This window comes from Thermostichus sp. MS-CIW-40 (genome assembly GCF_054058315.1).
Window position 1 is genome coordinate 1 of sequence record NZ_JBSSAC010000039.1, and the last position, 26,982, is coordinate 26,982.

A 26,982-nucleotide genomic window follows, 5' to 3' on the forward strand; every position below is an offset into this window, starting at 1 on the left:
GAAGACTTCTTTACTACTGATCAATCCATCCTCCTTCCGAAGTTGGTTTGCTAAGTGCTGCTATTGTACCCCTTGAGCCCTTAACAGGCTGTACCTATATCTCAGTAGATGAAGATTCAACCATCCTAGAAGCGGCTGAGGATCAAGATGTGGACTTGCCCTCTTCCTGCCGCTCCGGTAGTTGTTCCTCTTGCGTGGCCAAAGTGGTAGAAGGAGAAGTCGATCAATCGGAGCAAACCTTTCTGGATGAGGAGCAAATAGCCAAAGGATTTGTGCTGCTCTGCGTGGCTAAACCTCGCTCCAATTGTACGATTCGCACTCACCAGGAAGCTTACTTGGTTTGATAGACCGCCGCTCTCCAGCTGCTTGCCGCTAGGCTTAAGCAGCCTTTTTTCTATTTTTTTCTAGTTTTCTAGAATTAGGGATCCCTGTATGTTGGCACCGCCCACCGTCCCTAAGATCTCAATAACCATATCTCCTCTCCAACTCATGAAGGTTGGAGAAGAAGGTCGCATCTACCAACTGCGCGGATCCGAAGCTGCTTGCGCCCAATTGCAGCAAATGGGTCTCACTGTGGGCACCTATCTCCAGGTTATCCAACGTCACCCTGAGTGGATCCTACTCCTACCCAGTGGCCAACTTTCCCTTCCTGCTCATTTAGCTAAACCCATCTGGGTTTACATGGATCCCCGTTGCACCCTAGCGCCTCCCCAAGAACCGAATAAGAAAACAATCTTAAATTTGCCAAGAGCCTTCTAAAATGTAGTCTATTTACCCAATTTTTAACTTGCAATGAGAGACACTCAAGGTAAGCACATCTCTTCATAATCTATCTTGATTTGGGAGCAAAGCTATGAACACCTGTTTGCTACACCTGGGCTCCATCCTTAAAGCTGCTGAAGAGCTTAGCCTTGTGGAAAAGCCTTTCCCCAAGTTACAACACATCCAACTCTGCACAGGACTAAGCCCAGAGGAAATCGTGCGGGCGCTGGAGCTAGAACCCAATCCCTTGGGTTGGCATCTGGAGCCAAGCCACAACCTGGCCGATGAATCGGCGTATTGGGTGGGCGGACGACCTTGTGTCGGCTTGGTTATTGAGCGTTTTGCCTGACACTTGCTGCAGTTCGGATCCCCAAAAGGCTCTCAAGGGGGAGGAGTAGCCTGCAAAGCCATCTCAAAAGTTCACTGCAAACATTAGAAGTTAAGAGAAAACAAAGCTTTCCAGAAGGTTCACCCTAGACCAAATCTCCCTGGCCTGCCGGGGATCTTTTGAGGTATCGTTCAATCCAGTTCACGAATTGAGCTTAGGAAACAGACCTTAAACTAAGGTCTCTCGCCGGGCTGCCACGGCTTTGCGAGGAAGGTCTCCATGGCCGGGTTTAGGGTTTTGCAGATGCGATAGCAGGCGTGAACAAAGGAGAGCTACAGGGAAACGCTATGGAGTTCGAGGGCTATGGCTTATCAAATCTCAGGGGATTGTATCGGTTGCCACGCTTGCGTAGATAGCTGCCCTACAAAAGCTATCGTTGTCCAGGATGGGGAATACTGGATTAATCCTCTGTTGTGCAATGACTGCGAAGGTTTCTTCCCAGAACCTCAGTGCGTTAGCCTGTGTCCCGGTTCTGCCCCGCAGCCTTATGAAGCCATGAAGGGGCGCAACCGCACGGTCACGGCCCGCATTCGCAGCAGTCCACCTCTATTTTTGAACGGCCATAGCCAGGCTTTTGCTTCGTCAATTGTGGTCTGGGAAGCTTGCAATTTCCTATCTCAATTTCAATCTCTCAATCTGCAAAAGCAGGGAGATAACCAGGTTTGCTATCAGAAATCTGTTGGCCACAACCAGGGATCTCTGACCCTAACTCTATGTTTGGACGGGATCCCACAAAGTGCTCCGATCGATGTGCGAACTGCCTGTTTGCATCTTATTTTTGCTGCCTATGCCGCCGGGTTGGATAGCCCCTGGAAGGAATCCTTTGTTTTCACCGACTCACAATTGGAGTCCTATTTGGGCTGGGATAAACGTAAAGATCTGAGCAAGATGACCCGTCTCCACCTGTTCATGACCTGGATAGAGCAGCTCTGTCGGATTCAAGTCTCCATCGATTGGCCGGATCAGGGGCGGGTGAAGGGGTTTTCGGTACCGGCTGGCCCTCTGTGGAGGCTGCTCAAGATGCATCGCCACTTTCAAAAAGATGAGCAGGGCTGCAACCATCTGGTGGGCCTGACTTGGGCGATTCAGCCCGGCGAATGGACACGGTACTTTCTCAATCGACAAGGGTGCCGCCAGGGGCAAGCCTTTTATCAGTACAGCAGCCTGCCCCTATCCCTGCTGCAGGCCGTGATGAGCCATTGGCAACACCATGAAGGAGCCATGCGCCTGCTGCTGTGGCTGTTGTTCAAAGTGAGGATGGGGCGGCAACAGCGTCTGACGGTGCCCACCCTGATGCGAGTGGCCTACGGGGAAGAGCGACTGCAGGAAGCTTATCTCAATCTCCAAGAACGCAAACGGCTGGTGCGCACCTTTGAAAGCGATCTGGAGGTTCTCAACCACTACGGCCTCAAGCCGGAGTTCGATCCCCTCACCTATCCTTCTTCCATTCAACCCCTGTGGGCTCGCCTGGAAGCTGTGCCCGAGGATGCGGACGAGGCATTGAACTTTTGGATTGAAGATGCCAATAATGGCGGCCTGCTGACCGCTGCCGGGCCGCGGGGCAAGTGGGGACTCTTGATGCAGGCTCGCATTCAACGATTTCATCTGCCCTCCGACTGGCATCGTCGAGTAGTTCAAGAAGCCAGATCCCCAACCCGAGAATCGGGATCTCGGCGGCAGCGTAGGGCAAAGTCTGCGCCTGTTGCAACAGACTCGGATCTCCCTGGCCCTCCCGAAAACCCAAAAGACTTCCCCTCAAGCAAAGCTTTGCGTGGAGCGGATATCTCGGCGGCACGCCGGCAAAAGGGAATCAGCCAGCGGGAATTGGCCCAGAGGCTGGGGCGCAGCCAGAGCTGGGTGCGGGATGTAGAGAATGGGCGGCTTCGGATCAGCCTAAACGATCGCCAGCGCCTTATCAAAGCCCTGTATTTGGATCCCAGGCAACAGCAAGTCTAGGCCAGTCACTCAATTTGCTAATCCACCACTAATCCACGGCGATGACCACATCTGAGGCTTTAATGGCAGCATACGCTTCTTTTCCAACTGCTATACCCAACCGTTCGGCAGAGTGCTTAGAAATAATGGCTGTTATTTCTATGCCTGGTGCAACTTCCAGAACAATTTCGGCATTGACCATGCCCACCTGGAAGCTTTTTACAGTTCCTTTAAAAAAGTTGCGAGTGCTGATTTGCATGACTTCTCCTTTGTTGAACACTTAAAGCAACAGGGGTGTTGACCAAACTGAACAAGAAGGGATCTCGGCAGATGGCCATTCAACATTGGTTTCAATACTATCAGATGCTTATCGTTGCCTCTGGGGAGGAATGGCTGCCGATAGTCTAGGTGTGTATCTACAGATACAAATTACAACCCAATTCCGACAGTCAAAAGCACCGAACCATTGGCGGATTTTCCTGTTCTGAGAGTTGTCACGGGTCAAAGAAAAATGGCTATGAAACGAAGAACTGCAATGTTATTCCTAGGGATCCTGGCCGCCCTGGCTTTGAGGTGGGGGTCGGCTCCCGGCTTGGCACAATCTCAGCCCATTTTGGTGGGGGCTGCGGTGAGCTTGCAACCGGCTTTAACGGAAATCGACCGGTTGTTCACCGCCCGCTATCCCGACATCAAGGTTGAGTACAACTTCGCCAATTCCGGCTCTCTCCAGCAACAGGTGGAGCAGGGGGCTCCTTTGGACGTGGTATTTTTCGCAGCCGCCTCTTTTATGGACGCCCTTGCCAAGCAAAACCTGCTGGTGGAGGGATCCCGGCGAGATCTTCTCAGCAATCGCATGGCTTTAATTGTGCCTGCCAATGCCAGAACCAAGGTTCAGGATTTTGCCGACTTGGTGGCGGAAGAGATCCGGGTTCTGTCCATTGGGGATCTGCAGGCCATGCCCGCCGGACGCTATGCCCAGGAAATTCTCACCCAAGCAGGGGTGTTTGAGACGCTGCGGCCCAAGATGGTGTTTGCCAGCACGGTGCGGGAAATCTTAACGGCGGTAGAACAGGGCAATGCTGACGCTGGGATCCTGTTTACCTCGGATGCTCAGCTTTCGGATCGGGTGCGGGTGGTGGCTACGGCGGATCCCATTACGCCAATTATCTACCCGGTGGCATTGGTGCGCGATACTCCCGCCGGACAGTCTTACTTGGAGTTTTTAACCTCAGAAGAAGCAGCAGAGGTGTTTGTGAAGTACGGCTTTATCCGCCTGTGAGGGATCCCTCTGCAATGGCGCGGATGAGTTACTCCAAATGAGCGACTACGACCTATCCCCGCTTTGGATCTCCCTACGGATTGCCGGCTTGGCCACGGGCATCACCTTTGGGGTGGGGACGCTGGCAGCTTACGGGATGTTGCACTACCGAGGTCGCTGGCGCTCTCTCATCGAGGCCCTCTTGTTGGCGCCGCTGGTGTTGCCGCCCACCATGGTGGGGTTCCTATTGTTGCTGCTGTTTGGCCGGCGAACCCTTCTGGGACAACTTTTGGCCTCGCTGAACTTGTCGGTCATCTTCACCTGGTATGCCGGGGTGATCACGGCAGCGGTGGTGGCCCTGCCCCTGATGTACCGCACGGCCCTGGGAGCTTTCCAGCAGATCGACCCGACGCTGGTGGCGGCAGCCCGCACCCTGGGAGCAAGTAGGGCCAAGATTTTTACGCGGGTGCTGATCCCACTGGCCTTGCCGGGGATCCTAGCGGGGGTTACCCTCAGTTTTGCTCGCGCTCTGGGGGAGTTCGGCGCCACCTTGATGCTGGCAGGCAATATCCCGGGCCGCACGCAAACCCTATCCATGGCCATCTTCTTTGCCGTTCAGGCGGGGGATATGCGGGGGGCGGCCATCAGCTCGGCCCTGGTCTTGGGGTTGTCCTTGGGGGTGATGACGGCAGTTAACCTTTGGTTTCAGCGACAGCCTCTGCAGCAGCTTCCCCCTCGCCCCCTGCGGGTTCTGGCCAGAAGGGATCTGGATTTCTCAACTCCGGCCCCCCGCCTCTGGGTGGACATTGACAAGAAGCTGCCCCAATTTGAGCTGCAGGCGCAACTGAGCTGCGACGGGCGGCCATTAGGACTGCTGGGGGCCTCTGGATCCGGCAAAAGCCTACTTTTGCGCTGCATTGCCGGGATCGAAACCCCGGATGGTGGGCGCATTTTGCTCAACGAGCGGGCCCTGTTCGACGCCGAACAGGGGATCCGGCTGCCCCCCGCTCAGCGACGGGTAGGGGTGATCTTCCAGAACTACGCTCTGTTTCCCCATCTCACTGTCGCCCAGAACATCGCTTTTGGGATCCCTGCGGGCTTGAGCGAAGCGGAAAAACAAGAGCGGATCCAGGCCCAGCTCCAGTTGGTCAAGCTGAAAGGCTGGGAAAACCGCTACCCCACCGAGCTCTCTGGAGGACAGCAGCAGCGGGTGGCCTTGGCGCGAGCGTTGGCTTCTGAGCCGGAGATCTTGCTGCTAGATGAGCCTTTTTCTGCTTTGGATGCCCACCTGCGCAGCCATCTGGAGCAGGAGATGGGGGAGATCCTAGCCGACTACAAGGGAGTCACGCTTTTGGTAACCCACAACATTGAGGAAGCCTTCCGCCTCTGCGGGGATCTGGCTGTAATGGAGCAGGGGCGAATCATTGCCCAGGGGGACAAGCGTCAGCTATTTGAGGCTCCCCCCTGCCTTAGTGTGGCGCAACTGACGGGTTGCAAAAACATCTCGCGGGCCAAGCTCCTGGGCTCTCAGCGAGTGCTGGCCTTGGATTGGGGCTGTGAGCTGCAGGTACAGGGATCCCCAGCGGGAGAATACATCGCCATCCGCGCCCACCACCTCACCTTCCGGACCGACGGGAAGCTGCCCAACACGTTTCCCGCTTGGCTGGTGAAGTGGAGCGAGACCCCCCACCGGCTGACCCTCTTCTTTAAGCTGGGCAGCCCTCCTGCCCACAGCCAGGACTACCACCTGCAAGCCGAGGTGTGGCGGGAGCGCTGGCGAGAGGTGGAAGGTTGGGGATCCCCCTGGTGGCTACAGTTGGATCCCCGGCATCTGATGGTGTTTTGAGTCTGGGCTTAACACCCGTCAAGTGGGTTCTTCGCCCAGGCAATAGCCCCGCGGGGTAATCAGCCGGTCTCCATGGCGAAAGGTCTGGGAGTTGCCGATAAAGACCAGGGTGAGCATGTCCACCTGCTCTGGATCCAGCTCCCCTAGGGTGGTGAGGTGGAGGGTTTCGCCAGGGCGGTAGAGGTTGCGGGCCAAAGCCACAGGGGTATGGGCGGGCCGGGCCTGCAAAAAGATCTGCAGAGCCTTGAGGAAGGGATCCACCCGCTGCCGGGAGCGGGGGTTGTAAAGGGCCACCACAAAATCGGCAGCTGCAGCCGCCTGCAGGCGTTTTGCAATCACTGGCCAGGGGGTAAGCAGATCCGAGAGGGAAATGGCGCAGAAGTCGTGCATGAGCGGAGCCCCCAGCCGGGCAGCAGCCGCCTGGAAGGCAGAGATCCCCGGCAGCACCTCCAGAGAAGGGCGGATCCCATCCCAGCCAGAGCGGACCAAGCACTCCAACACTAGCCCCGCCATGCCGTAAATGCCCGCATCCCCCGAAGAAATCACCGCCACCTTCAGCCCCTGCTGCGCCCAAGCGATGGCCTGTTTGGCCCGCTGCAGCTCTTGGGTAATGGGAGAGGCCTCCCGGATTTGGCCGGGGTGCAAAAGGGGATCCACCAGATCCAGATAAAGCTGGTAGCCAACAACCACATCGGCCTGAGTTAAAGCCATACGGGCAGCCAAAGTCAATTGACCCAGATCCCCAGGGCCGGTGCCGATGAGCCAGAGGTGGCCGCTGCGAGGGGAATATTCCCGGGCAGCGCGGGCAATGGCCAGGGTACAGGCCCCTTCGGTTTTCGAGGTGAAGACCTGCTTGGGGCAGAGGAGGGTTGCTCCCCCAAAGGGCTCTACCTTCTCCGCAACACAGGATGGCCTCTCAGGAACCTTGTCACCTCTTCCCCAAGTCTGACAAGTCTGAGCTGCCAAGAGGGCAGCCGCCTCCGCTACCGAGGGGGTGCCCACCGCCTGCCGCACCGCCTCCGAAGGGTGGGGAACCGGGATCCCGGCCAAGGCCTCTGCCGAGAAAAACTCAATGGGCCAGCCATAGGCTTGGGCCAGCTCCAGAAGACCTGGCTCGTTTTGCTTCAGCTCCAAGGTGGCCAAGCCGGCAATGGCCTCAAAAGCCAGCCCATGGGCCTGCAGCAGGCGGCGCAGGGATCCCTCTAGCCAAACGCGGGTAGTGCCCCGCTCGCAGCCCACCCCCACCCAGAGCACCCGCGGATGCCAGTGCACGGTTGGGATCCCCGTGGCAGGGGAGAGGTATTCCCCAATCCAAATGTGGGCCACAGGATGGGGAGGGGAGGCAGCCACCAGGGGATACTCTGCCGGCCAAGCCCGCCGCCAAAGTTGCGTGCCACAGGTTTGGTGAACGGCCACGGGCTCCCCACGAGCCAAGGCAGCGGCCACCTCATTCCAATCCCCTTGGCCCCGCCGCCAGCCATAGGGATCCCCCAGCAAATCCAAAGGCGGGATCCCCAGCCCCTCGGAAGCAGAGGTGAGAACCGGCTGGGCCCCCAAAGCAGCAGCCACCTGTCGGGCCAGGGCGTCTGCTCCCCCCACATGTCCCCCGCACAGGCTAATGGCCCAGCGACCGGCTTCGTCCACCACCACCACCGCCGGATCCCGCTGCTTATCCTGCAGGAGAGGGGCAATGAGCCGCACCACCGAGCCGGCAGCCAGGATGAAAAGACAGCCCTGCACCTGGGGCCAAGTTTGGGCAACAGCTTCTGCCAGAGATCTGGGCGCTGTGGGATGGCTGGGATCCCCGTAGGCTTGCCAGGGGGAGGGCAGCCCCTGCGGTTCAGCTTTGCTCCAGCAGATGACCTCCTTGCCTAGGAGGGGGATCAGGGAGTCGGCCAACCAGCGGGCGCGCGGGCTGGGGGCAAACAGAGCGAGCTTCATCGAGCGTGGGCCAAGGCCAGGATTCTCCCCGGATCCTATACTGGACATAGAGCCACCCGCGAATGGACAAGTGCTGATGGTCATCCCACCCGGACTGATGCTGCCCCTGATCCCCCTGGAGGTTTTGCTCTCCACCAAGGGGCTGATGTTTTTGCTGCTATCGGCCTATGGGGGGGCCATGTGGACATTTTTAAGTGGCGCTCCCCGTGTCCACACCATCATCGTGCCGGACTTGGAGCAGGCCAGAGGGTTTTACGAGAAGGTGTTGAAACTGCCGGAAGCGGAGCTGCCCCTGCAGTACTACTACGGCTACGAGCAAAGCATGGTCGGCTACAGCCTAGGATCCGCTTACTTTCCAGGGGATATTGGCCTCAGTCCCCGCTTCGATGCCAAAGCCCGTCCCACCTCTGGGCCCACCCAATTGGATACCCCCGGACTTTGGTACCAACTCTCCGACAATGTTCAATTGCACGTGATCCCTGGCTCTACAGATCCCTATGCGGGGTCCGGTTCCTACGGCAACGCCTCTAGGCCTAGCTCCTCATCTGCTTCTGCTTACGGGACTGTACCGGCAGCGGGCCGCAGCAGCGGCGTTCGCTATCGCCATGTCAGCTATGAGCGGGAGTCCCTTAAGGCCCTTCTGAAGCGAATCAACAAACAAGGGATCCGCAACAGCATTCGCTCCGAGAAACCCTTTGTCTTTTGGGTGCGGGATCACCAGGGTCAGATTATCGAATTTGCCGAACTGAAAGGCTGACGGGATCCCCTAAGATTGTTAAAGGAAAGCCAAAAGTCGGCGGCGGGGGGATGCCAACGATGAAACGGGTGCTGCTGCTGGTGCTGTGTTTGCTGTGGCTCGGGGTGTGGGGCGGCCAGCCGGCCGTGGCTCTGTCGCGGGCCAAAGACAATCCGGTGGTGAGCGTGCAATCCCCAGCCAAGGACTTCATCACCACCGAGTCGGGATTGCAATACTACGATATTGCTCAAGGCAGTGGGCCTTCGCCTCAGCCGGGGCAAACGGTGGTGGTCAACTACGTGGGCAAGCTACAGGATGGCACCATCTTCGATAGCTCCTACAAGCGCAATCAGCCTTTTGTCTTCACCTACGGAGTAGGCCAAGTCATCCGCGGTTGGGAGGAAGGGCTGGCCACCATGCGAGTGGGGGGCAAGCGGTACTTGCGCATTCCGCCGGAGTTGGCCTATGGCAGCCGCGGCGCCGGCGGCGTGATCCCCCCCAATGCCACCTTGGATTTTGAAGTGGAGCTCCTGGCCATCCAGTAGATTCAGATCTTGCAGAGACCGAATATCCAAGCGGCATTGGGCTTGTGCAGGAACTCCCTTCCCCGGAACTGTCTTCTTCTTGGCGGCCCAGTTCTCTGGCAGCAGATCCTGCCCTAGAAAAAGCTCGCCTGCGCCAGCACTTTCGCCAGCTACGGCAGAGGTTGGACAGATCCCTTATCAGCCAGAAGATCGTGGCTCATTTGGCCTCTTGCCCCCAACTTTTGGCCGCCAAAACCATCCTGGCCTATGTGGCCTTCGGCTCCGAGGTGGACTTGGGATCCCTGTTTGTCCTTTTCCCGGAGAAGCAGTGGGGGATCCCCCGTTGTCTGCCGCGGCGGCAAATGCAGTGGCACCGGTACGGCTCGGCTGAGCTGATTCCCAATCGCCGGGGGCTACTGGAGCCCTCTCCCCACAGCAAAACCCTCGACCCCACCGAGGCGGATTTGATCCTGGTGCCTGCCCTGGCCTGCGATCGTTGGGGAAGGCGTTTGGGCTATGGCGGCGGCTATTACGACCGCTTTTTGGCCGCTTTGCCGGATCCCAGTGTGCCCAAGTGGGGCATCCTCCCCCAAGCCTGCTTGCTGGAGCAGCCCCTGCCTCAGGATCCTTGGGATCAGCGCCTGGATGGGATCCAAACCGAGGAGAGGTTCTACGAGACGGGGATCCCCTAGACTAAAGAGGGTGGGCCTTGGAGGAAAAACGATGAGCCAAGTTTGGAAGCCGGCGCAGTGGCTAACCCAAAAGCTGCGTCTTGTCTGCATGAGCTTTGGCTGTGTGGCATTGGCGGTGCTCTTGATGGGCTTTGGGGCGATCCCCCTGCAACTGAAGGATCTCCACGTCACCCCCTGTCCCGATACCCCCGAATACACCAACCTGGTGACCAGCAACGGCAACCCCATACCGGCCAGGTGCCTGTTCGTCGAAGGCACAGTGGTCAACCGCTCCAAAAATACCCTGCTGAACGCGGATGTCTTCGGTCGGCTTTACGATGCCAACGGCAACGAGGTTCTGCCGGAGCGTACCCGCCTGGGGGCCATTGCAGAAGTTCCTCCCGGCGAGAGCCCTTTTTCAATTCGCATCTCGGTGCCCATAACCAGCCCCCTGCCCCTCACCCTGGAGCAATTCAAAGCCAGCGGCTTCAGCGGCACCGTGCGTCGTTAACGTCTAAAGCTGGCGGGTGAACTCCACCTGGGTGGGGCGCTCAGGCAGATGGAGTTGGGCAACCACAGGCGGCGTTTGGGCGATCAGCCGTCCCCGCCGGAAGACATACAAACAAGCCGGTTTCAAGCGGATGGCTTCGACGGCATCAGCAGCCTGGAGCACCACCAAATCGGCATAGCAGCCGGGTTTCAGGCCGTAGCCTTCCAACCCCAGAATGCGGGCCGGGTTTTCCGTAACCGCCAAAAAACACTGGCGCATCTGCTCATAGCCGGTCAGTTGGGCGGCGTGGATCCCCATGTGGGCCACCTCCAGCATGTTGCCGCTGCCCAAAGGGTACCAGGGATCCATCACACAGTCATGGCCAAAGGCTACCGTCAAGCCTGCAGCCATCAGCTCAGGCACTCGGGTTAGCCCCCGCCGCTTGGGGTAGGTATCGTGGCGACCTTGAAGAACCATATTGACCAGCGGGTTGGCGATCACCCCCAACTCTGCCTCGGCCATCAGGGGGATCAGTTTGCTGACGTAGGCGTTGTCCATCGAGTGCATGGAAGTCAGGTGGGATCCGGCTACCCGCCCCTGCAAGCCCAGCCGCAGCGTTTCGTAGGCCAGGGTTTCCACATGGCGCGAAAGCGGATCGTCGGTCTCGTCGCAGTGCAGATCCACCCGCAGACCCCGCGCCGCTGCAATCTCGCATAGGGCCCGCACCGAAGCTGTCCCTTCGGCCATCGTCCGCTCGAAGTGGGGGATCCCGCCCACCACCTCTACCCCCAAATCCAGAGCCTTTTCCAGGAGCTGCACCGCCCCCGGCGAGCGATAGTAGCCATCCTGGGGAAAAGCCACCAGTTGCAAATCCAAGTAGGGAGCCACTTTTTGTTTGACTTCCAGGAGCGCCCGCACCGCCAACAGGTTGGGGTCGCACACATCCACATGGGCGCGGATGGCCAGGATCCCACGCGCTACTGCCCAGTCGCAATAGGTTAGGGCTCGCTCCATCACCGCCTCAGGAGTCAGCAGCGGCTTCAACTCCCCCCAGAGGGCGATCCCTTCCAGCAGGGTTCCCGATTGGTTAACGCGCGGGATCCCGTAGGTGAGGGTAGCATCCAGGTGAAAGTGGGCGTCCACAAAAGGGGGCGACACCAAGCGGTTGCTGACATCCATTTCTTGGGGGGCAGTGGCTTGCAAGTTGTTTTCCACAGCAACAATGCGGTCTCCCTCAATGCCGATATCGACCCCTTTGCGGCCATCTGGCAAGTTGGCTCGGCGCAAAATCAGATCCATAGGTTGTGGCTGTTTCAACTTAGGATGAACAGGGACAACTGCCGCTAGTTAAATGGCAGACTGAATAGAAAAGCTATCTCAAGTTACAGCCTGTTAAGGAGCCAAGGGGTACAGCAGCAACACTTCACAAACCAACTTCGGAGGCAGGATGGATGGATAAGTAACAAAGATGTCTCCACTATCTGCTCCATGCTATACTTGCCCGCTCTGCATAACTGCCGAATAAAATGCTTCTATACCGACCCCATCATCTCAAAAGGCCTACGGCCCACTGGCGTGAAGGGATTCAACTCCGGCGCATACACAGGCAGGTATAGGATTCGCGCACCTGTCCCCCCAATCAACTCCGCAACTTCCCGACTCCTATGAATGTTTAAGTTGTCCATAATCACCGCCTTCCTCGCATCTAGCTTTGGACATAAGTCGTTTTTCGAAAACTCTAAAAAGTTCCCTTTCTTCATCCTACCCCGAAGACCAAGTGGATAAAAGTATTCTCGATGGAGGATGCTACTTTGCAGTAAAGCCACTCCTGAGCACTGTCATCGTAGTCTGGTTGCCGAATATTTGCACAGAAAATGGGGTGATATTGAAATTGTGCATCAAAACCAAGAGCTGGCACGACGGCTTTTTCCAATTTATGCAGCTATTCCTATGCAGCTATTCCAAGTTGCAGCAGGGTTCTGGAACACAGAGCGAAAGAGATGCCTAACTGATTTGGAAACTCCCTCACCAACAGCAGGCTCGATACAGGGATCCCTGCTTGGGCAGATCCAACACTAGGCCAGTGTTTGCCGCCGTTGCTTTTGGATCCCAAGTTCCTGCCAGCAGCTAGCGTGTATGGTAGATGAAAGCTTGTTTTTGGGTCTTTCCCCATCCCTATGCCCAGGGCTAGCGCCTCTCGCCATCCGACCGACCCCCGCTTTGGTTCTGCCATCGCTACGCGACGCTTTCGTGAACAGGCCAAAGGGTTAAAGCCCCACCAACAAAAGCAACTGCAACGGCTCTATCAACTGCGCCTACCCCCCAACCGCCTGGTGACGGTGGAGTTTGCCCAACGGCTGGGATCCCTGACCCAAGATCTGGAAGGTCAGCCCATCAGCGTTTACCTCAACCGGCGCGGCCAGGTGATCCGCGTAGGGGTGGGATCCCCTTTTGAAACCCAGATCCCGGCTTGGGAATTGCCCCGCCAGGGGGCCGAGCGCCTATCCGGGATCCGCTGCATCACCACCCAAATGGGGGAGGGGGGCCCCGGTCAAAAAGCGCTGACGGCCATGGCTTTGCAGCGTTTGGATGCCCTCATCACCCTTTCCGTGTCCAAGTCAGGAGGGCACCGACGCCGGGGAGGAGCGGCTACGGGCTTTGTTCACCGGGCCTATCTGGCCCATCTGCTGCCGGAGGGAGAGCGCCGTTGGCAGGTTTCTGAGCCTTTGCCTTTGGGGATCCTGGCAGAACAGGATCTGCAGGAGCTGGTGGCGGAGCTGGAGGATGGGTTTCGGCGCCAGTTGACCGCCCGCCAGGTGGATCTGGATCAGGATCGGGCCATCCTGGTGGGGCTGCAGGAGTCCGGGCAGAGCTACGAGGATCTCATGGATGGGTTGGCGGAGCTGAGCCGCCTGGTGGAGAGTGCCGGCGGACAGGTGCTGCAAGCCCTCTGGCAGAGGCGGGAAGGCCCCAATTCGGCCACGGTAATCGGATCCGGTAAGGTGCAAGAGCTGGCTCTGCTGGTCCAGGATCTGGGCGCTAACTTGGTGGTGTTCGACCGGGAACTCACCCCCAGCCAGGTGCGCACCTTGGAAGAGGCGGTGGGGGTGCGGGTGGTGGATCGCAGCGAGGTGATCCTGGATATTTTTGCCCAGCGGGCCAGAACCCGAGCCGGGAAGCTGCAGGTGGAGCTGGCCCAACTGCAGTACTTGCTACCTCGCTTGGCCGGTCGCGGGCGCACCATGTCTCGTTTGGGCGGGGGCATCGGCACTCGTGGCCCGGGGGAAACCCAACTGGAAATGGAGCGGCGGGCCATCCAACGGCGCATCAGCAAGCTGCGGCAACAGGTGGAAGAATTGCGCCACCACCGGCAGCGGTTGCGCCAACGCCGCGAGGGATCCCAAATTCCTGTGGTGGCCCTGGTGGGCTACACCAACGCCGGCAAGTCCAGCCTTCTCAATGCCCTCACCCATGCCGAGGTGTACGCCGCCGACCAGCTCTTTGCCACCTTGGATCCCACTACCCGGCGGCTGGAGCTGCCCAACCGGCAGGCGGTCCTGCTGACCGACACGGTGGGATTTCTAACCGAATTGCCAGACCAACTAGTGGATGCCTTTCAAGCCACCCTGGAAGAGGTGACGGAAGCCGATGCCCTACTACATGTGGTGGATCTCTCCCACCCCAACTGGGAGGGGCAAATCGAGGCGGTGGAAACCTTGCTGGACGAGATGCCCTTGGCCACCGGCCCCCGGCAACTGGTGTTTAACAAAATCGACCGCCTGGATCCCGAATGGGTAGAGGATGTGCGCCTGCTCTACCCGAAGGCCCTGTTTGTTTCCGCCACCACCGGCCAAAACCTGGATCAGTTGCGCCACACCCTGGCCCAATTTGCTGCAGTTCTAAGCCCCAACCCCTTCGATAGTCAGGAACCCAAGGATCCCTAAAAGCATTCCATAAGGATTTCCAAACCTGCATAGCTCATCTTCATCCGCCGTCAACATAAACATTCAGTTACATTGAGATCAGGATTGTGACCCGACTTAAAGTTAGGGAGAGAACATGGCCACCACTGCAGTTGCACCTCAAGTCGCACCTCGCCTGGCCCAGCCCCATCTGACGCTGCAAACTCTGCCCATCGGGGCCGACACCCTTGCCATTCGCTCCCAAGATTGGGATCGGGATCGATTTGACATCGAATTTGCTCTGGAAAATGGCACCACCTACAACTCCTTCTTGATTCGCGGCGAGAAGGTGGCCCTCATCGACACCTCCCACGAGAAGTTTCGCCAGTTGTACCTGGATTGCCTGCAAGGGATCCTAGATCCTGCCCAGATCGACTACCTGGTGGTCAGCCACACCGAGCCAGATCACAGCGGCCTAGTCGGTGATCTGCTGGAGCTGGCGCCCCAGATGACGGTGGTGGCCTCCAAGGTGGCCATGCAATTTCTGGAAGATCTGGTGCATCGGCCCTTCCGGCGGCTGGTGGTGAAACAGGGAGATCGCTTGGATCTGGGCAAGGGGCATGTCCTGGAATTTATCTCTGCCCCCAACTTGCACTGGCCCGACACCATCCTCACCTACGACCACGGCACCCAGATCCTCTACACCTGCGACGTGTTTGGGATGCACTACTGCGACGATTTCGCCTGGGACGAACATCCCCACCTGTTGCAGGCCGACTTCAAGCTCTACTACGACTGCCTTATGGGGCCCAACGCCCGCTCGGTGTTGTCCGCCCTGAAGCGCATGGAAGCCTTGCCTCCCATCGCTGCCATTGCTACCGGCCACGGCCCCCTACTGCGCCATCACCTGTCCGACTGGGTGGAGCACTACCGCACCTGGAGCCTGGAGCAGGCCAAAGCTGAACGGATGGTGGCAGTGTTCTACCTGTCGGGATATGGCAAGGCGGAAGCGTTGGCCCAGGCCATTGCCCGTGGGATCCAAAAAACCGGCGTTGCCGTGGAGCTGGCAGATTTGCGGCTGGTGGATGCCCACGAGGTGCGGGAGCTGATGAGCTTGGCCGCCGGTGTGGTGATAGGCATGCCGCCCCAATCGGGGCCAGAGGCGGCCACTACCCAGGTGCTGCTGAAAACCCTGCTGGCCTCTGCCCACAGCAAGCAGGGCTTTGGCCTGTTCGAGTCAGGGGGGGAAGACGACGAGTCGGTGTACCTCTGCCGCAACACACTGCAAGAAATCGGCGCCAAAGAGGTGTTTGCCCCCATTCTGCTCAAGCAGCCTGCTGGCGAGGCCCTGCTGCAACTGGCCGAAGAAGCAGGTACCGACCTGGGGCAGTGGCTGACCCGGGATCGCAGCATTCAGCAGATGAAAGCCTTGGATGCCGACTTGGATCGCGCCCTGGGCCGCATCAGCAATGGCCTCTACATCATCACTGCCCGCAAAGGGCAAGCCACCAGCGCTATGCTCGCCTCCTGGGTAGCCCAAGCCAGCACCGATCCGCCAGGGATCAGCATTGCGGTGGCCAAGGATCGGGCCATCGAATCCTTCCTGCAGGTGGGAGATACCTTCGTGTTAAATGTGCTGCAAGAAGGCCATTACCAACCCTTGATGCGCCACTTCCTGAAGCGATTTCCACCGGGAGCCGACCGCTTTGCCGGGATCAAGACCTACCCTGCTGCCAACGGATCCCCCATCTTGGCCGATGCTTTGGCCTACCTGGAGTGCCGTGTGGTGAGCCGCCTGGAAACCAGCGATCACTGGGTGGTGTACAGCACTCTAGAAGCTGGTCGGGTCTCCAGCCCAGAGGGCCTCACCGCCATTCACCACCGCAAGGTAGGGAATCATTACTAATACTGATAGTGAGCAGTGAGAAGAGAGAAGTGAGAGATAATTTCTCACTCCCAGCCCTTCTCCCTGGGGAAGCTGGGATCCCTGTAGCGAACAGACTCACAAATTCAATAGGACTGCCGATAGACCAACCCACTGGGATGTAGGAAAAAAGGGCTGTCTTCTCCCAGGCGGATCCCGATCTGCTCCAGCTGTTCCCCTTGGCGGGTCGCAGGCCCTAAGGGCAGCCCCTCTGTTCCCTGTTGAATCCTTTGGGATCCCTGCTGGGCTGGCCGATAAGGGACGCTGCCCAAACCCGAAGAGAGGGGATCTGAGGGGGCATACCTCTGTCGCCAGCGCTGGTAGGGGCTGACCGGTTCGGGAAAATGTTGCGTAGCGATAACCTCTGCCTTGTCGAGTGCAGTAGCAGTGTGGAGCACTTTCTGGGCTGTCGAGAGAGTAGAGGCAAGTGTTGACGATTCTGACAACTGCAACTGTGAAGAGGGCGAAAGGACGACCATCGGGCATGGCTCAGCTTGTGCCCAAGCCCCCGGCGCAAAAACCCAGGCAAGCCAGCAAAAGAAGATGGCACACCGCATGGGAAGATCCCTCCATAAGCTCAACCCAGCCGCTTCTCAGGCCATTTTCTGAAGAGGCAGGACTGAGAGCGCAGCTCCCATCTTGCCCATGCCAATTTGCAGGCCGAGTGACCGGGATCCCCCCAGTTGAGTGATCTCGATCAGATCAGCAGACCTACTCTAGAAATGGGGTCTAAAGCCCTGCTCTACCGCTGCGCAGTTTGCCTTGGCTTAGCCAGCCAGTAGAGCAAGGGGCATGTCAAGAAACGGCGGATTTGCCAGGATAGTCTGCGCTGCTGACCCGTACATAGGCGTGCCAAGCCAAGTCCAGCAGGCCATCCAACACCGCTGCAGCCACTGCCGGGCCTCCTTTGCGTCCCTCAGTGCGGATGTGGGGCACCATGGAATCGGCTAGCTCCTGCTTGGCTTGCACCACGTTCACAAACCCAGCCGGCGTGGCGATGACCAGAGCAGGGGCCACCTCCTTCTTTCTAATCAGCTGCACCAAGGTGGAGAGGGCAGTCTGGGATTGGCCAATCACAAAGATCGCCTCAGGGTAGCGTTGGGCCAGGGTTTCCAAGCCCCAAGCGGAGCGGGTCTTGTCCCTTTGGGGACGGGTAATCGCTTCGCTGCCGCAGTAGATGGGGTTGGAAAAGGTGTTCTGAACAGCCCAGGCAATGCCCACCTGTACCATCGGCTCATCGACCACAATGGTGGTACGCGCTGCCAAGGCCGCCGCCCCAGCCTGTAAGGCTTCGTTACCAAAACGGATGAGGTTCAAGTACTCAAAGTCGGCAGTAGCATAAATAACCCGACGAACCACCTCATACTCAGCAGGAGAAAGCTCGTGCTTGCCCACCTCCTGGTCGATGATCATCAGGCTCTCTGCATCGGTTACATGCCACTCCATCGATCCCAGACCCCGCCCGCCGTTTATCCTCAGTAATGACAGGATTGTACCTGCAGAGGCTTCAGTTGGTGGGAAAAGCCATTGCTTAGCCCGGAGGCCAGCCCATCCCCCGACCGCCCAGAACGTGAATGTGGAGATGAAAGACGGTTTGCCCGCCGTCTTCTCCTTCGTTGATCACCAATCGGTAGCCTTTATTTAAACCTGCCTCGGCAGCCACCCGCTGAGCGGTCAGCAGGAGATGTCCCAGTAATGCCTCATGTTCGGGCTTGGCCTGGGAAATGCCGGGGATGGGCTCTTTGGGCACCACCAAAATGTGGACAGGGGCTTGGGGGGCAATATCTTTGAAGGCCAGGGCTCTATCGTCTTCGTAAACGATTTGTGCAGGGATCTCCCTGCGAATAATCTTGCCGAAAACTGTGTCGCTCATGGGTGCTCACAAATTAGTTCTGCCCTTAGCCTACCTGCTAACCGCACATTCTCCCACCCAGGTGGCGAGAGTGGCGCTCGGCACCTACTGCTTCAGCAGCCATTCAAATTCCTGCCGCAGTGATTGAATATGCCCCACTCGCGAGACCAACAGCGCATCTCGCCCGGCATCGCGAAAACGAGAGCGCCACAAACTCACCAAATCGGGGTTGCTGCACCAAAAGCGGATAACAGCGTCGACCAACTGATCCAAGTCCCAGCCGCGCCGGGCCGGCACTTCCTCCACGGATCCCAGCAACGCATCGAGGGTGCAGGAGCTGGTACCCAGGTATTCCACCCCACAGGGCCGCTGGGCCAGCTTCTGTTGCTGATGAAAGAACTGTAGAGCAGGGGCGATGCCGATGATCTCGAAGGTGTAAACCATGTTGCTCCGCAACGCTGACGCGACTGGGCTCAGTCCTACAGAGTTTTTTGCGAAAGATTCTAAAAAGGGGGCTAGCAGTCTCAAAACCAAATCAAGGTTGGGATCCCTTCCCAACTATCCTCGATCTGATCCTGGATGTTAGGTATTGATTATACTCAACTTGGGCAAAATGCCAAGGCAAAGGACAGGCAGATCCCTGCGTGGCGAAATACTTTTGCGCCACAGAGGAAGGCTTTGCCTGATGGGTACTCCCTCGTTCAGCTCTGTGTAAATAATCTGTGCAGAAATCTGTGCAGATAAGAGGTAAAGCTGCTAGCAAACACAAGTGAGGACTGCTAGCATCCAATGGGATCTTTTGCTAATTGGCTTTAGCTACACAACTACAGCCCACTAAGGGACCACGGGATACGGTTGTATGGTCATTCTAGGCTAATTGAGACACTCCCCAAGCGTTCCGCGCCGCTGCCGCGACCACCCCCAGCCCCTTTCCCAGAGGGAGTCATCCCTCACCCCCAACCCCTCTCCCAAAGGGAGAGGGGAGTTAGGAAGCAATACAACAGAAATCTTTCAGTTCTGTTTAAAATGACTATAAACCTGCTTGTTTTAAACCTCGTTGGGGTCAAGCCTCGGAAACACGATTTTTGTATCCCCCAGTTTGTGAACAGGCTGTATTGTCACCTGCCTTTTCTGCAGACATTGAAGCAGACATTGAAGATTGTGACTTGAGGCAAGCAAAAGCACAGGCATCAAAAAACTGGCGTGGCCGCATTCTCCGACCGCGCCACCAGCTCAAGCCCTCTCCTCTATCCAAGTCGGTATTGCGTCTTGGGCCTTTTCTTGAGTGGGGGGGAGTTGAAACTGAATGCGCGGCTGCCCTACCCCATACGTGAGGGTGTAGCTCCACTGCAGGCAGCGCAGCCACAGGCGGGGGTAACGCGCTTCTAGCCAGGGCTGCAGGCGACGCAGCAGATTTGGAAGCCAGCCCCTGAACAAAGTAGAGGTCAAGGCCAGGCCGGTATAGCTGAAGTAGGTGGGCAGCCACTGGGCAAAGCCTTTGGCCCCTACGGCCTCCCAGATCCACAGCAGCAGCCGTGGGTTTTGTAGGGCAGCTTTGATGGCCATGCGGTTAAAGGCCAGCCAGCCAGCCCGGTCTTTGATGAAATCGTCCACCACCTCCGGCGGCTCGGTGGCGAGAATGCCGAAAAAGCTGTTGAGAGTGGCATTGATGCGCTCGGGGGGCAGCACCTTGCCGGTGGGCACCATCATCCCCCGCGAGAAGAGCCAGGTGACGGCCGAGTTGCCCTGGTAGGCCCGGATCTGGGCTAAGTCCGCCGCCCTGAGCAGGTCGTGGCGCAGCGCCGTATCCAGCAGATCGCACAGGCGGGGGCAATTGCGCACCAGGGATCCAAAGCCGGTAAAGCTAAGGGGCGATTGCATAGCCGCCGCATCCCCTATGAGCAGTATCCGGTCAAAGGGTTCCGAAGACTCCGCCCCGCTGCCGCGAACAGGGTGCCGGGGCTGGCCAAATCGTCCGGGGATATAGCCGAAGGTCGCTTTTTTCCACTGCAGGCGCTCTGGGTCGCAGCGGCGGTATTCCGGCAGAATGGTGAAAAAATCTTCGTACAGTTCCAGCAGGGATCCGGGGTTTTCCGGATGCACCTGGTGGTAGTGGAACAGATAAAAGGTAAGATCTTCGCCTGGGCCGGGGAACAGCTCCCAAATGAGTTGCCGACCGCGGCTGATGTCCCCGTGGCTGGCCAGAATGTCCCCAAACTGGGGATCCCATACCCCTGGCTCAAACCCCCCCGCAATGGTAGCCCCCACCGTGGGGCAGACGCTATCAAAAGCCCGATGGCGGTAAAGCTGCTGGGCAATGGGAGAGACTGTTCCCATAGCATCCACCACAAGGCGGGATCCCAGCCGAAACTCCTCGCCGGTGGGCAAATCCTTCAAAACCAGCGTGACGCCTTGTTCGCCAACATAGGCCCGCTGAAACTCGGTGCGCTCGTAGATAGCTCCCCCGCAGGAAGTGAGAATTTGGCCACAGAGCTGCAATAGCTTTTCCGCGTCAATGGCCAGATTGAGTACCGTCGGCGTGTGCAAAACGGGAGCGCGAACCGGGCTATTGCCGTCAAAAAACTTGTTGAACCCATCCGTGTATTCCCGCAGGATCAAGCTCTCCATCTGCTCGGCGCTCAAAAGGCCCAAATCCACCAGGGTTTGCAGCTCCCGCCGGGAGATGTTCCACTCGCGGTTCATGCGGCCAAAAGGGAGTCGCTCCACCAAGGCCACGCGGTAGCCCAAGCGAGCCATGGCCGCTCCATAGATGGCTCCCAGCGCTCCTCCCACGATGGCCAGATCCCACTCCACCGGGGCCGGCTCAGGGCCAGGCTGGCGAAACAAGACCGGCTGAGCAGGGCGGTGGGCTGCGTGGCAATGTTGCACTTCTTCCCGCCAGCGCTTTTCCCACCAGTACACCCGCTGCAGGTCAAATTCTCCATTGGGGATCCGCCGAAAATACTTCACCGTTTGCGGGTAGAAAGGCTCAAGCTGATCGAAGATGGATCCCCGGTTCAGGTCGATCTGGGGCAACTGCGGGTAGCGGTGGGGAAATTGGCTTTGAATGGCCTGTTCCAGCTCTCCCAGCCAGCGAGCTTGGCGGGGGAAGGGCTGTTCCGACCACTGGAACACCTTGAGATAGGTAGTGTTCAGCCCCGACCACAAGAAAAGGGCCAGCTCAGCGCCGGATCCCTGTAGGCGCAGGCCCGTGGGGGTAAGAACCTTCTGGCTGCCTTGGGGCAGGGGGATACACTCCTGTAGCCAGCGCAGCACTTGGGCACTATCGGGGCAAGGGATCTCGCGGTAGTAAAGGGAAGTAAGCACGGCGCCGAGATAAGAAACCGAGCAAATCTTTACCCATTGTGACATGAGGGGATCCCTCCCTTTGCCGATCCCAGGGATCACCCCCTACCCAGGTTTCCCCCCAGCTGCAGATCTGCAGGGGTGTTGCAATTGGTGAGCATCCTCTCAAGGGACTCCGTCCCGCTGTCGGGAACGGTCAGGGGCAGGATGGCTGTTGGCACCTGGGACAACCAGCCCTGAAAGGATCTTCCCCCCGCCTGCAAGAAACTCTCCAGAGAACCTAGCTGCGCCAGGCGATAGAAGCCACACAGGGGTTCCCAGCCCCGCTGACTTTTGGGCAGGGCGGCCACCGTCTGAGGGGGCAGGGCGGCAAGGCGCCGTCGCCAATCCCCAAGAACCTGCTCCTGCAAGCAGGGCAGATCGCAGGCCAGCAGCAGGATCCACTCCGGGGGAGCAGCCAAGGTTTGTAGCCGCCGGATCCCCTCTTGAAAGGCCAGCAGCGGGCCTCGGTGTTGCTCTGCAATGCTGTCCCGACCACGTGGGTCTTGCCCGACCAGGGGGGGAACGTTTTCCCGCCAGAGGTGCCAACTGGGATCCACCACCGGCGCATAGCGCTCCGGCCAGGGGGTGAGGATGTAAACCGCGTCGGCGCAGGCTGCTGCCACCTGAGCCACCCGTCGCAGCAGGGGGATCCCATCCCAAAGCACCAAGGCTTTGTCGGATCCCATGCGGCGGCTGTTGCCCCCGGCCAAGATCAGAGCCACGACCGCAGGCGGGGAATCTTCAGGCATTTTGGACATCCAGTTTTCCACAACGAGCAGCAGGTATTTGTGGAGGAATAGGATAGGGATCCCATCCTTTCCTCACTCTAGCCGCTATGTCTGAGCCCTCTGGTCGTCTGGTTTGGAACCACTCTACCCATATCTCAGGGTTGATCCCTGTTTTGGAACGCCTGACCCGGCAGGCGGGCATTAAAACCGTGACGCCGGGCGCTCTGTCCTGCAGCCGTGGGCGGATCCCCCAGTTGCAGTTGCGGGTTTCGGTGCCGATCCGGGGCGGGTACAAGCTGGTGGCCCGCAAGGGAAGCAGCGTGCAAGAGGTGTTTGTGGTAACGGATCTCAGCCAAACCGAGCTAGAGGCGGCTATTCTCCGCTGTTTGTAGTCAACTGTTTGTAGTCAACCGAGCCTCGTTATTGCTCCGCAACGCTGTCCCGACCCAGAACTTCGTCCTGCTGGGGCAAATGGCACATCAGTTGAGGATGAGTTAGCTATGTCTCGTGCTAGTCTCAAGCCCGCCCGTATCAGCGCTGTTTTACCCGGATCCCTGGCAGCAGAAGTGGGCATCCAACCTGGAGAGGCCCTGGTCAGCATCAACGGCGAACGCCCCCGCGATCTCATCGACTACCGCTTCCTGATCGCCGAGGAGTATGTAAGCCTGGAGATCTTGGACAGCCAAGGGATCCCGCGCACAGTTGAGCTGGAGAAGGGAATCGACGAGGATCTGGGGCTAGAGTTTGAGACAGCCCTGTTCGATGGCCTGATCCAATGCGCCAACGCTTGCCCCTTTTGCTTCATCGACCAACAACCTCCGGAAATGCGGGCAACGCTGCACCTCAAGGACGACGACTACCGCCTCAGCTTTCTCTACGGCAGCTACCTCACCCTCACCAACTTGCCTGCTGCCGAATGGGAGCGCATCGCTCGCCTGCGCCTTTCTCCCCTCTACGTGTCAGTGCATGCTACCGACCCGGAGCTGCGCAGCCGCTTGCTCAAAAACCCGCGGGCTGGCCTGATTTTGGAGCAGTTGGCCTGGTTTCGCCAGCATCGCTTGCAACTGCACGCACAGGTGGTGGTCTGCCCAGGCTGGAACGATGGGGATCACCTCACCCGCACACTCCTCGATTTGGCCGCCTTTCGCCGGCCCGTAGACGGGATCCCCACCGTCCTCTCGGCAGCAGTGGTGCCGGTGGGGTTGACGCGCTTTCGCCCCCCTGGTGATGAGCTGGTTCCTGTCGATGCAGCCAAGGCCCGAGAAGTGATCCAGCAGGTGGAAACTTTGCAGGTCGGGTTTCGGCAAGAATTGGGATCCACCTTTGCCTGGCTGGCCGATGAGTGGTATCTGCTGGCGGGGTGGGAACTGCCACCGGCAGAGCACTATGAAGATTACCCGCAGCTGGGGAACGGGGTAGGCTCCCTGCGGCTTTTCCTCAGCCAGTTCGAGCAGCTCAAACTGCCGCCTGAGCTCCCTTCTCCCCTCAAGGTTCTGTGGGTGGTGGGCAATGCCGTAGAGCAAGCCTTCCAGCCTGTGGTGGAGCAGATGAACCGCATCCGCGGGCTGCAGTTGGATCTTTTGCCTATTGCCAGCCGATTTTGGGGCCAAACCCTGACGGTGACCGGGCTGCTGACGGGGCAGGATATCTTGGATGCCCTGAAGTCTGTGGAAAACTTGGCGGACTATGATGGGCTATTGCTACCCCAGATCGCCCTCAAGGACGGGGAGCGCTTTTTGGACGATCTGACCTGGCAAGAGGTGCAGGCCCAGGTGGGGATCCCGGTGGTGCGGGTGGACGGCGGGCCGGCAGGCTTGGTGCAGGCGGTGCAACAGCTAGAACAGGGCTATGCCTACGGCACCCTGTGTTGTTCCGCAACGCTCGGGCGAAGGGAAACTGCACCGCTGACGCGACCAAGAACAGCTTTGAGCCGAGGATCCTGAGGCGATGCAGAGGTTGCGGCGAGGATTGTTTCTGCTGCTGGGGGTGGGGCTGGGGATCCTGGCCATCACGGGCTTGGCGGCTTTCTACGTAGATCTGGCCTGGTTTGCCGAGCTGCATGCTCTGCCGGTGCTGTGGACGCGGGTAATTGCCCGCTGGGGGCTGGGCCTGGGCGCTTTCCTCTTTGCCCTGGCGGTGACGGGATCCAACATCTGCTCCTGCTGGCGGGGGGCAACCTTGACCGGGGCCTGGGCGATTGCCACAGGTTTGAGTGTTTTCTTTGCTTGGTCTCTTTCCAATCACTGGTTCACGCTGTTGCTCTGGCTGAACCAGGGGCCCGTCGGGGAGTCGGATCCCATTTTCAACCGCGATCTCGGCTTTTTTCTTTTCAGCCTGCCTTTCTGGGAGACGCTGCAGCATTGGTGCTTCAACCTGGTGCTGCTCACCTTGGTTACCGTTGTCCTCATCTACTTGGTGGAGCTGGGGCTTTCCGAGCAACGGCTGACCTTGGCCCTCTCTCTCTATGCCCAGCGGCACCTGCTGATCTTGGGGGGATCCCTGTTTCTCATTCGGGCTTGGGGCCATTGGCTGGATCGCTACGAGCTGCTCTATTCCACCCGCGGCGTTGTGTTTGGGGCCGGTTTTGCCGATGTGCATGCAACTCTGCCGGCCACGACCTTGATGAGCGGGGTGGCAGGCCTGACGGCGGTGGGATTCTGGGCTTTGGCCCGCCAGGGGATCCGCCTCAACCTCCCTTTTCTCAAGTCCTGGTGCCCCCCCTGGGCCAGCTCTCTCTTGGCGCCGGCCATCCTCTGGGGAGCCTACCTGGGGTTTGGGCTGCTGACCACCCAACTTTACCCCCAACTGGTGCAAACTTTCTTGGTGGCCCCCAACGAGCTGGAGCTGGAACGCCCCTACATCGAGCACAACATCCGCTTTACCCGCGCCGGTTTTGGCCTGGCCGATGTCGAAGTCCAACCCTTCCCGGAAGGGGGAGCCCTCACCTGGGAGATCCTGCAGCAGAATCAATCCACCCTGAGCAACGTGCGCCTCTGGGATGCGGAGCCTCTATTGGCCACCTATCGACAACTGCAAGAAATCCGCCCCTACTATCAATTCCCCTATGTGAATGTGGATCGCTACCGCATCGGGGGAGAATTGCGCCAAGTCATGCATGCCGCCCGCGAGCTGGACTTTGCCCAGGTACCCCCCGCCGCCCAAACCTGGGTTAACCGGCGGTTTTTTTACACCCACGGCTACGGCCTCACCCTCAGCCCGGTGAACGTGGTGACCCCTGAGGGCCTGCCGGACTTTTTCCTGTCGGATATCCCGCCGCGGGTTTCTCCCCGCTACCCTGAGGTGGCCCCCGTCTTGCGGGTGGAGCAGCCGGCCCTCTACTATGGCGAGCTGACCACCACCGATGTTTTCGTGGGTGCTGAGGCGCGGGAGTTGGACTACCCTGCAGCAGAGCGCTATGTGTACAGCAGCTATCAGGGCAGCGGTGGCGTGCCCATTCCCCACCTCTGGCAGCGGTTTCTCTACGCCTGGCATTTTGGCGATCTGCGCATCCTTCTCAGCCGCGAGCTATCTTCTACCACCCGCTTTCTCTATCGCCGCCAAATCCGCGAGCGCATCCGTCGGGTGATGCCGTTTTTACTCTACGACCGGGATCCCTACCTAGTGATCGGAGATGGCAAGCTCTACTGGTTTTTCGATGCCTATACCACCAGCAGCCGCTACCCTTACTCCGAGCATGTGCCCGGCTTTTCCTTCAATTACATCCGCAACTCGGTCAAGGCGGTGATGGACGCCTACAACGGCAGCATCGACTGGTACATCGCCAACCCTCGGGATCCCCTCATCCAAGCCTACGCCCGCATCTACCCCACCCTCTTCAAGCCTCTGGAGGCAATGCCGGAGCCGCTGCGGCAACACATCCGCTATCCCCAAGACCTCTTCCGCCTGCAAGCGCAGCAGTTTGCCACCTACCACATGACGGATCCCCGCCTCTTCTACAACCGCGAGGATCAATGGCAGATCCCCGGCCAGTTCCGCAATCGACGGCGCATTCCCATGCAGCCGCAGTATCTCATTCTCACCTTGCCGAGGGATCCCCAAGGGGTTGCAAACCACACTCCTGAGTTCGTCCTCCTCTCCCCCTATGCCCCTGTTAACAAGCAGAACATGGTGGCTTGGATAGCGGCCCGCTGCGACGGGGAAAACTACGGCAAGCTCCTGGTGTACGAGTTTTCCAAGCAACGGCTCATCTATGGCCCGGAACAGGTGGAAGCACGGGTCAATCAGGATCCCTTAATCTCCGAGCAAATTTCCCTCTGGAACCAGCATGGGTCGCGGGTGAACCTGGGCACGCTGCTGGTCATTCCTATCGAGACTTCTTTGCTCTATGTTCAGCCCCTTTACATCGAAGCAGAACAGGGCCGCTTGCCTCAGCTCACCCGGGTGATCGCTGCCTACGAAGACCGGGTGGTGATGGAACCGACTCTCGGCCAGGCCTTAGAAGCCCTCTTTCTGCCGAGGGGCAGCCGATAGAGAAAGGGATCCCCTCCTCATTTTTGAGGCAGGTGGTTGACGAAACTTAACGGATGTTTTAAGTTTAGGTTGTCAATCTTCGCGCTTCCTTAGGGAAGTTTGACCTCATGACTACTGTTATCCAACGTCGCTCAACCAGCAACGTGTGGGAGCAGTTCTGCGAGTGGGTCACCTCCACCGATAACC

The 26,982-nt window shown here is 58.7% G+C and carries 24 protein-coding genes and 1 pseudogene; 15 read left to right on the forward strand and 10 right to left on the reverse strand.

The window, feature by feature from the left end; genetic code table 11:
• Positions 1–47: 47 nt before the first annotated feature.
• The 4 genes from ACVWXF_RS11155 to ACVWXF_RS11170 all read left to right on the forward strand — a co-directional run bounded on the left by ACVWXF_RS11155 (position 48) and on the right by ACVWXF_RS11170 (position 3,106).
• Positions 48–344, forward strand: a complete 297-nt coding sequence (locus ACVWXF_RS11155; RefSeq protein WP_457474413.1) for a 2Fe-2S iron-sulfur cluster-binding protein — start codon at positions 48–50, stop codon at positions 342–344.
• A 145-nt stretch (positions 345–489) separates the two neighbouring features.
• Positions 490–759, forward strand: coding sequence for a ferrous iron transport protein A (locus ACVWXF_RS11160; RefSeq protein ID WP_457474425.1), 270 nt, complete (start codon positions 490–492; stop codon positions 757–759).
• Positions 760–853: 94 nt separating this feature from the next.
• A complete protein-coding gene (locus tag ACVWXF_RS11165; protein WP_011430669.1) occupies positions 854–1,111 on the forward strand; it encodes a hypothetical protein in 258 nt (85 codons plus the stop codon).
• 342 nt (positions 1,112–1,453) lie between these two features.
• The gene (locus tag ACVWXF_RS11170; RefSeq protein ID WP_457474414.1) at positions 1,454–3,106 is read left to right on the forward strand and encodes a helix-turn-helix domain-containing protein; all 1,653 of its coding nucleotides are present in this window, start codon (positions 1,454–1,456) and stop codon (positions 3,104–3,106) included.
• A 28-nt stretch (positions 3,107–3,134) separates the two neighbouring features.
• On the opposite strand, the gene ACVWXF_RS11175 is transcribed toward ACVWXF_RS11170, so the two are convergent.
• The gene (locus ACVWXF_RS11175; RefSeq protein ID WP_011430671.1) at positions 3,135–3,344 is read right to left on the reverse strand and encodes a TOBE domain-containing protein; all 210 of its coding nucleotides are present in this window, start codon (positions 3,342–3,344) and stop codon (positions 3,135–3,137) included.
• Positions 3,345–3,620: 276 nt separating this feature from the next.
• Between ACVWXF_RS11175 and modA the strand changes: the two genes are divergently transcribed.
• Together modA and modB are read left to right on the forward strand one after the other, a co-directional pair.
• A complete protein-coding gene (gene modA, locus ACVWXF_RS11180) occupies positions 3,621–4,364 on the forward strand; it encodes a molybdate ABC transporter substrate-binding protein (RefSeq protein ID WP_457474415.1) in 744 nt (247 codons plus the stop codon).
• A gap of 37 nt (positions 4,365–4,401) precedes the next feature.
• Positions 4,402–6,189 carry a molybdate ABC transporter permease subunit gene (gene modB, locus ACVWXF_RS11185; RefSeq protein WP_457474416.1) on the forward strand — a complete coding sequence of 596 codons (1,788 nt, stop codon included), beginning with the start codon at positions 4,402–4,404 and terminating at the stop codon, positions 6,187–6,189.
• Between the two features lie 18 nt (positions 6,190–6,207).
• Here modB and cobJ read toward each other — a convergent pair whose 3' ends face one another.
• A complete protein-coding gene (gene cobJ / locus ACVWXF_RS11190; RefSeq protein ID WP_457474417.1) occupies positions 6,208–8,130 on the reverse strand; it encodes a precorrin-3B C(17)-methyltransferase in 1,923 nt (640 codons plus the stop codon).
• 76 nt (positions 8,131–8,206) lie between these two features.
• Here cobJ and ACVWXF_RS11195 point away from each other — a divergent pair, with 76 nt between their 5' ends.
• The 4 genes from ACVWXF_RS11195 to ACVWXF_RS11210 are packed head-to-tail and all read left to right on the forward strand — an operon-like array spanning position 8,207 to position 10,572.
• Positions 8,207–8,887, forward strand: a complete 681-nt coding sequence (locus ACVWXF_RS11195; RefSeq protein WP_011432060.1) for a VOC family protein — start codon at positions 8,207–8,209, stop codon at positions 8,885–8,887.
• 59 nt (positions 8,888–8,946) lie between these two features.
• Positions 8,947–9,411, forward strand: a complete 465-nt coding sequence (locus tag ACVWXF_RS11200) for an FKBP-type peptidyl-prolyl cis-trans isomerase (protein ID WP_457395313.1) — start codon at positions 8,947–8,949, stop codon at positions 9,409–9,411.
• Positions 9,412–9,455: 44 nt separating this feature from the next.
• Positions 9,456–10,082 (forward strand): 5-formyltetrahydrofolate cyclo-ligase, encoded by a 627-nt coding sequence (locus tag ACVWXF_RS11205; protein ID WP_414342075.1) that lies wholly within the window; start codon positions 9,456–9,458, stop codon positions 10,080–10,082.
• A gap of 31 nt (positions 10,083–10,113) precedes the next feature.
• On the forward strand, positions 10,114–10,572 hold the full coding sequence (locus tag ACVWXF_RS11210) for an FxLYD domain-containing protein (protein WP_414332474.1): 459 nt from the start codon (positions 10,114–10,116) through the stop codon (positions 10,570–10,572).
• A 3-nt stretch (positions 10,573–10,575) separates the two neighbouring features.
• On the opposite strand, the gene ACVWXF_RS11215 is transcribed toward ACVWXF_RS11210, so the two are convergent.
• Both ACVWXF_RS11215 and ACVWXF_RS11220 read right to left on the reverse strand, forming a co-directional pair.
• Positions 10,576–11,850, reverse strand: coding sequence for an amidohydrolase family protein (locus ACVWXF_RS11215; protein ID WP_457474418.1), 1,275 nt, complete (start codon positions 11,848–11,850; stop codon positions 10,576–10,578).
• 83 nt (positions 11,851–11,933) lie between these two features.
• A pseudogene (locus ACVWXF_RS11220) lies at positions 11,934–12,323 on the reverse strand (transposase); the annotation flags it as partial.
• A 405-nt stretch (positions 12,324–12,728) separates the two neighbouring features.
• Here ACVWXF_RS11220 and hflX point away from each other — a divergent pair.
• Positions 12,729–14,495: a GTPase HflX gene (gene hflX, locus ACVWXF_RS11225; RefSeq protein ID WP_457474419.1), complete on the forward strand. Its 1,767-nt coding sequence runs from the start codon at positions 12,729–12,731 to the stop codon at positions 14,493–14,495.
• A gap of 115 nt (positions 14,496–14,610) precedes the next feature.
• A complete protein-coding gene (locus tag ACVWXF_RS11230; RefSeq protein ID WP_457474420.1) occupies positions 14,611–16,359 on the forward strand; it encodes a diflavin flavoprotein in 1,749 nt (582 codons plus the stop codon).
• A 104-nt stretch (positions 16,360–16,463) separates the two neighbouring features.
• Here ACVWXF_RS11230 and ACVWXF_RS11235 read toward each other — a convergent pair whose 3' ends face one another.
• The 6 genes from ACVWXF_RS11235 to ACVWXF_RS11260 form a co-directional block, all read right to left on the reverse strand.
• Positions 16,464–16,856: a hypothetical protein gene (locus tag ACVWXF_RS11235; RefSeq protein ID WP_414413143.1), complete on the reverse strand. Its 393-nt coding sequence runs from the start codon at positions 16,854–16,856 to the stop codon at positions 16,464–16,466.
• A 316-nt stretch (positions 16,857–17,172) separates the two neighbouring features.
• Positions 17,173–17,823 carry a precorrin-8X methylmutase gene (locus tag ACVWXF_RS11240; protein ID WP_414342089.1) on the reverse strand — a complete coding sequence of 217 codons (651 nt, stop codon included), beginning with the start codon at positions 17,821–17,823 and terminating at the stop codon, positions 17,173–17,175.
• 85 nt (positions 17,824–17,908) lie between these two features.
• Positions 17,909–18,250, reverse strand: a complete 342-nt coding sequence (locus ACVWXF_RS11245; protein ID WP_011432043.1) for a histidine triad nucleotide-binding protein — start codon at positions 18,248–18,250, stop codon at positions 17,909–17,911.
• A gap of 84 nt (positions 18,251–18,334) precedes the next feature.
• Positions 18,335–18,673 carry a hypothetical protein gene (locus ACVWXF_RS11250; RefSeq protein WP_414329426.1) on the reverse strand — a complete coding sequence of 113 codons (339 nt, stop codon included), beginning with the start codon at positions 18,671–18,673 and terminating at the stop codon, positions 18,335–18,337.
• A gap of 789 nt (positions 18,674–19,462) precedes the next feature.
• The gene (locus ACVWXF_RS11255) at positions 19,463–21,601 is read right to left on the reverse strand and encodes an FAD-dependent oxidoreductase (protein WP_457474421.1); all 2,139 of its coding nucleotides are present in this window, start codon (positions 21,599–21,601) and stop codon (positions 19,463–19,465) included.
• Between the two features lie 32 nt (positions 21,602–21,633).
• Positions 21,634–22,335 carry a molybdenum cofactor guanylyltransferase gene (locus tag ACVWXF_RS11260; protein WP_457474422.1) on the reverse strand — a complete coding sequence of 234 codons (702 nt, stop codon included), beginning with the start codon at positions 22,333–22,335 and terminating at the stop codon, positions 21,634–21,636.
• Positions 22,336–22,412: 77 nt separating this feature from the next.
• Here ACVWXF_RS11260 and ACVWXF_RS11265 point away from each other — a divergent pair, with 77 nt between their 5' ends.
• The 3 genes from ACVWXF_RS11265 (at position 22,413) to ACVWXF_RS11275 (ending at position 26,796) form a co-directional block, all read left to right on the forward strand.
• Positions 22,413–22,697, forward strand: a complete 285-nt coding sequence (locus ACVWXF_RS11265) for a DUF2103 domain-containing protein (protein WP_011432039.1) — start codon at positions 22,413–22,415, stop codon at positions 22,695–22,697.
• Positions 22,698–22,805: 108 nt separating this feature from the next.
• On the forward strand, positions 22,806–24,248 hold the full coding sequence (locus ACVWXF_RS11270; protein WP_457474423.1) for a TIGR03279 family radical SAM protein: 1,443 nt from the start codon (positions 22,806–22,808) through the stop codon (positions 24,246–24,248).
• Between the two features lie 4 nt (positions 24,249–24,252).
• Positions 24,253–26,796, forward strand: coding sequence for a UPF0182 family membrane protein (locus ACVWXF_RS11275; RefSeq protein ID WP_457474424.1), 2,544 nt, complete (start codon positions 24,253–24,255; stop codon positions 26,794–26,796).
• The last annotated feature ends 186 nt before the right edge of the window (positions 26,797–26,982 follow it).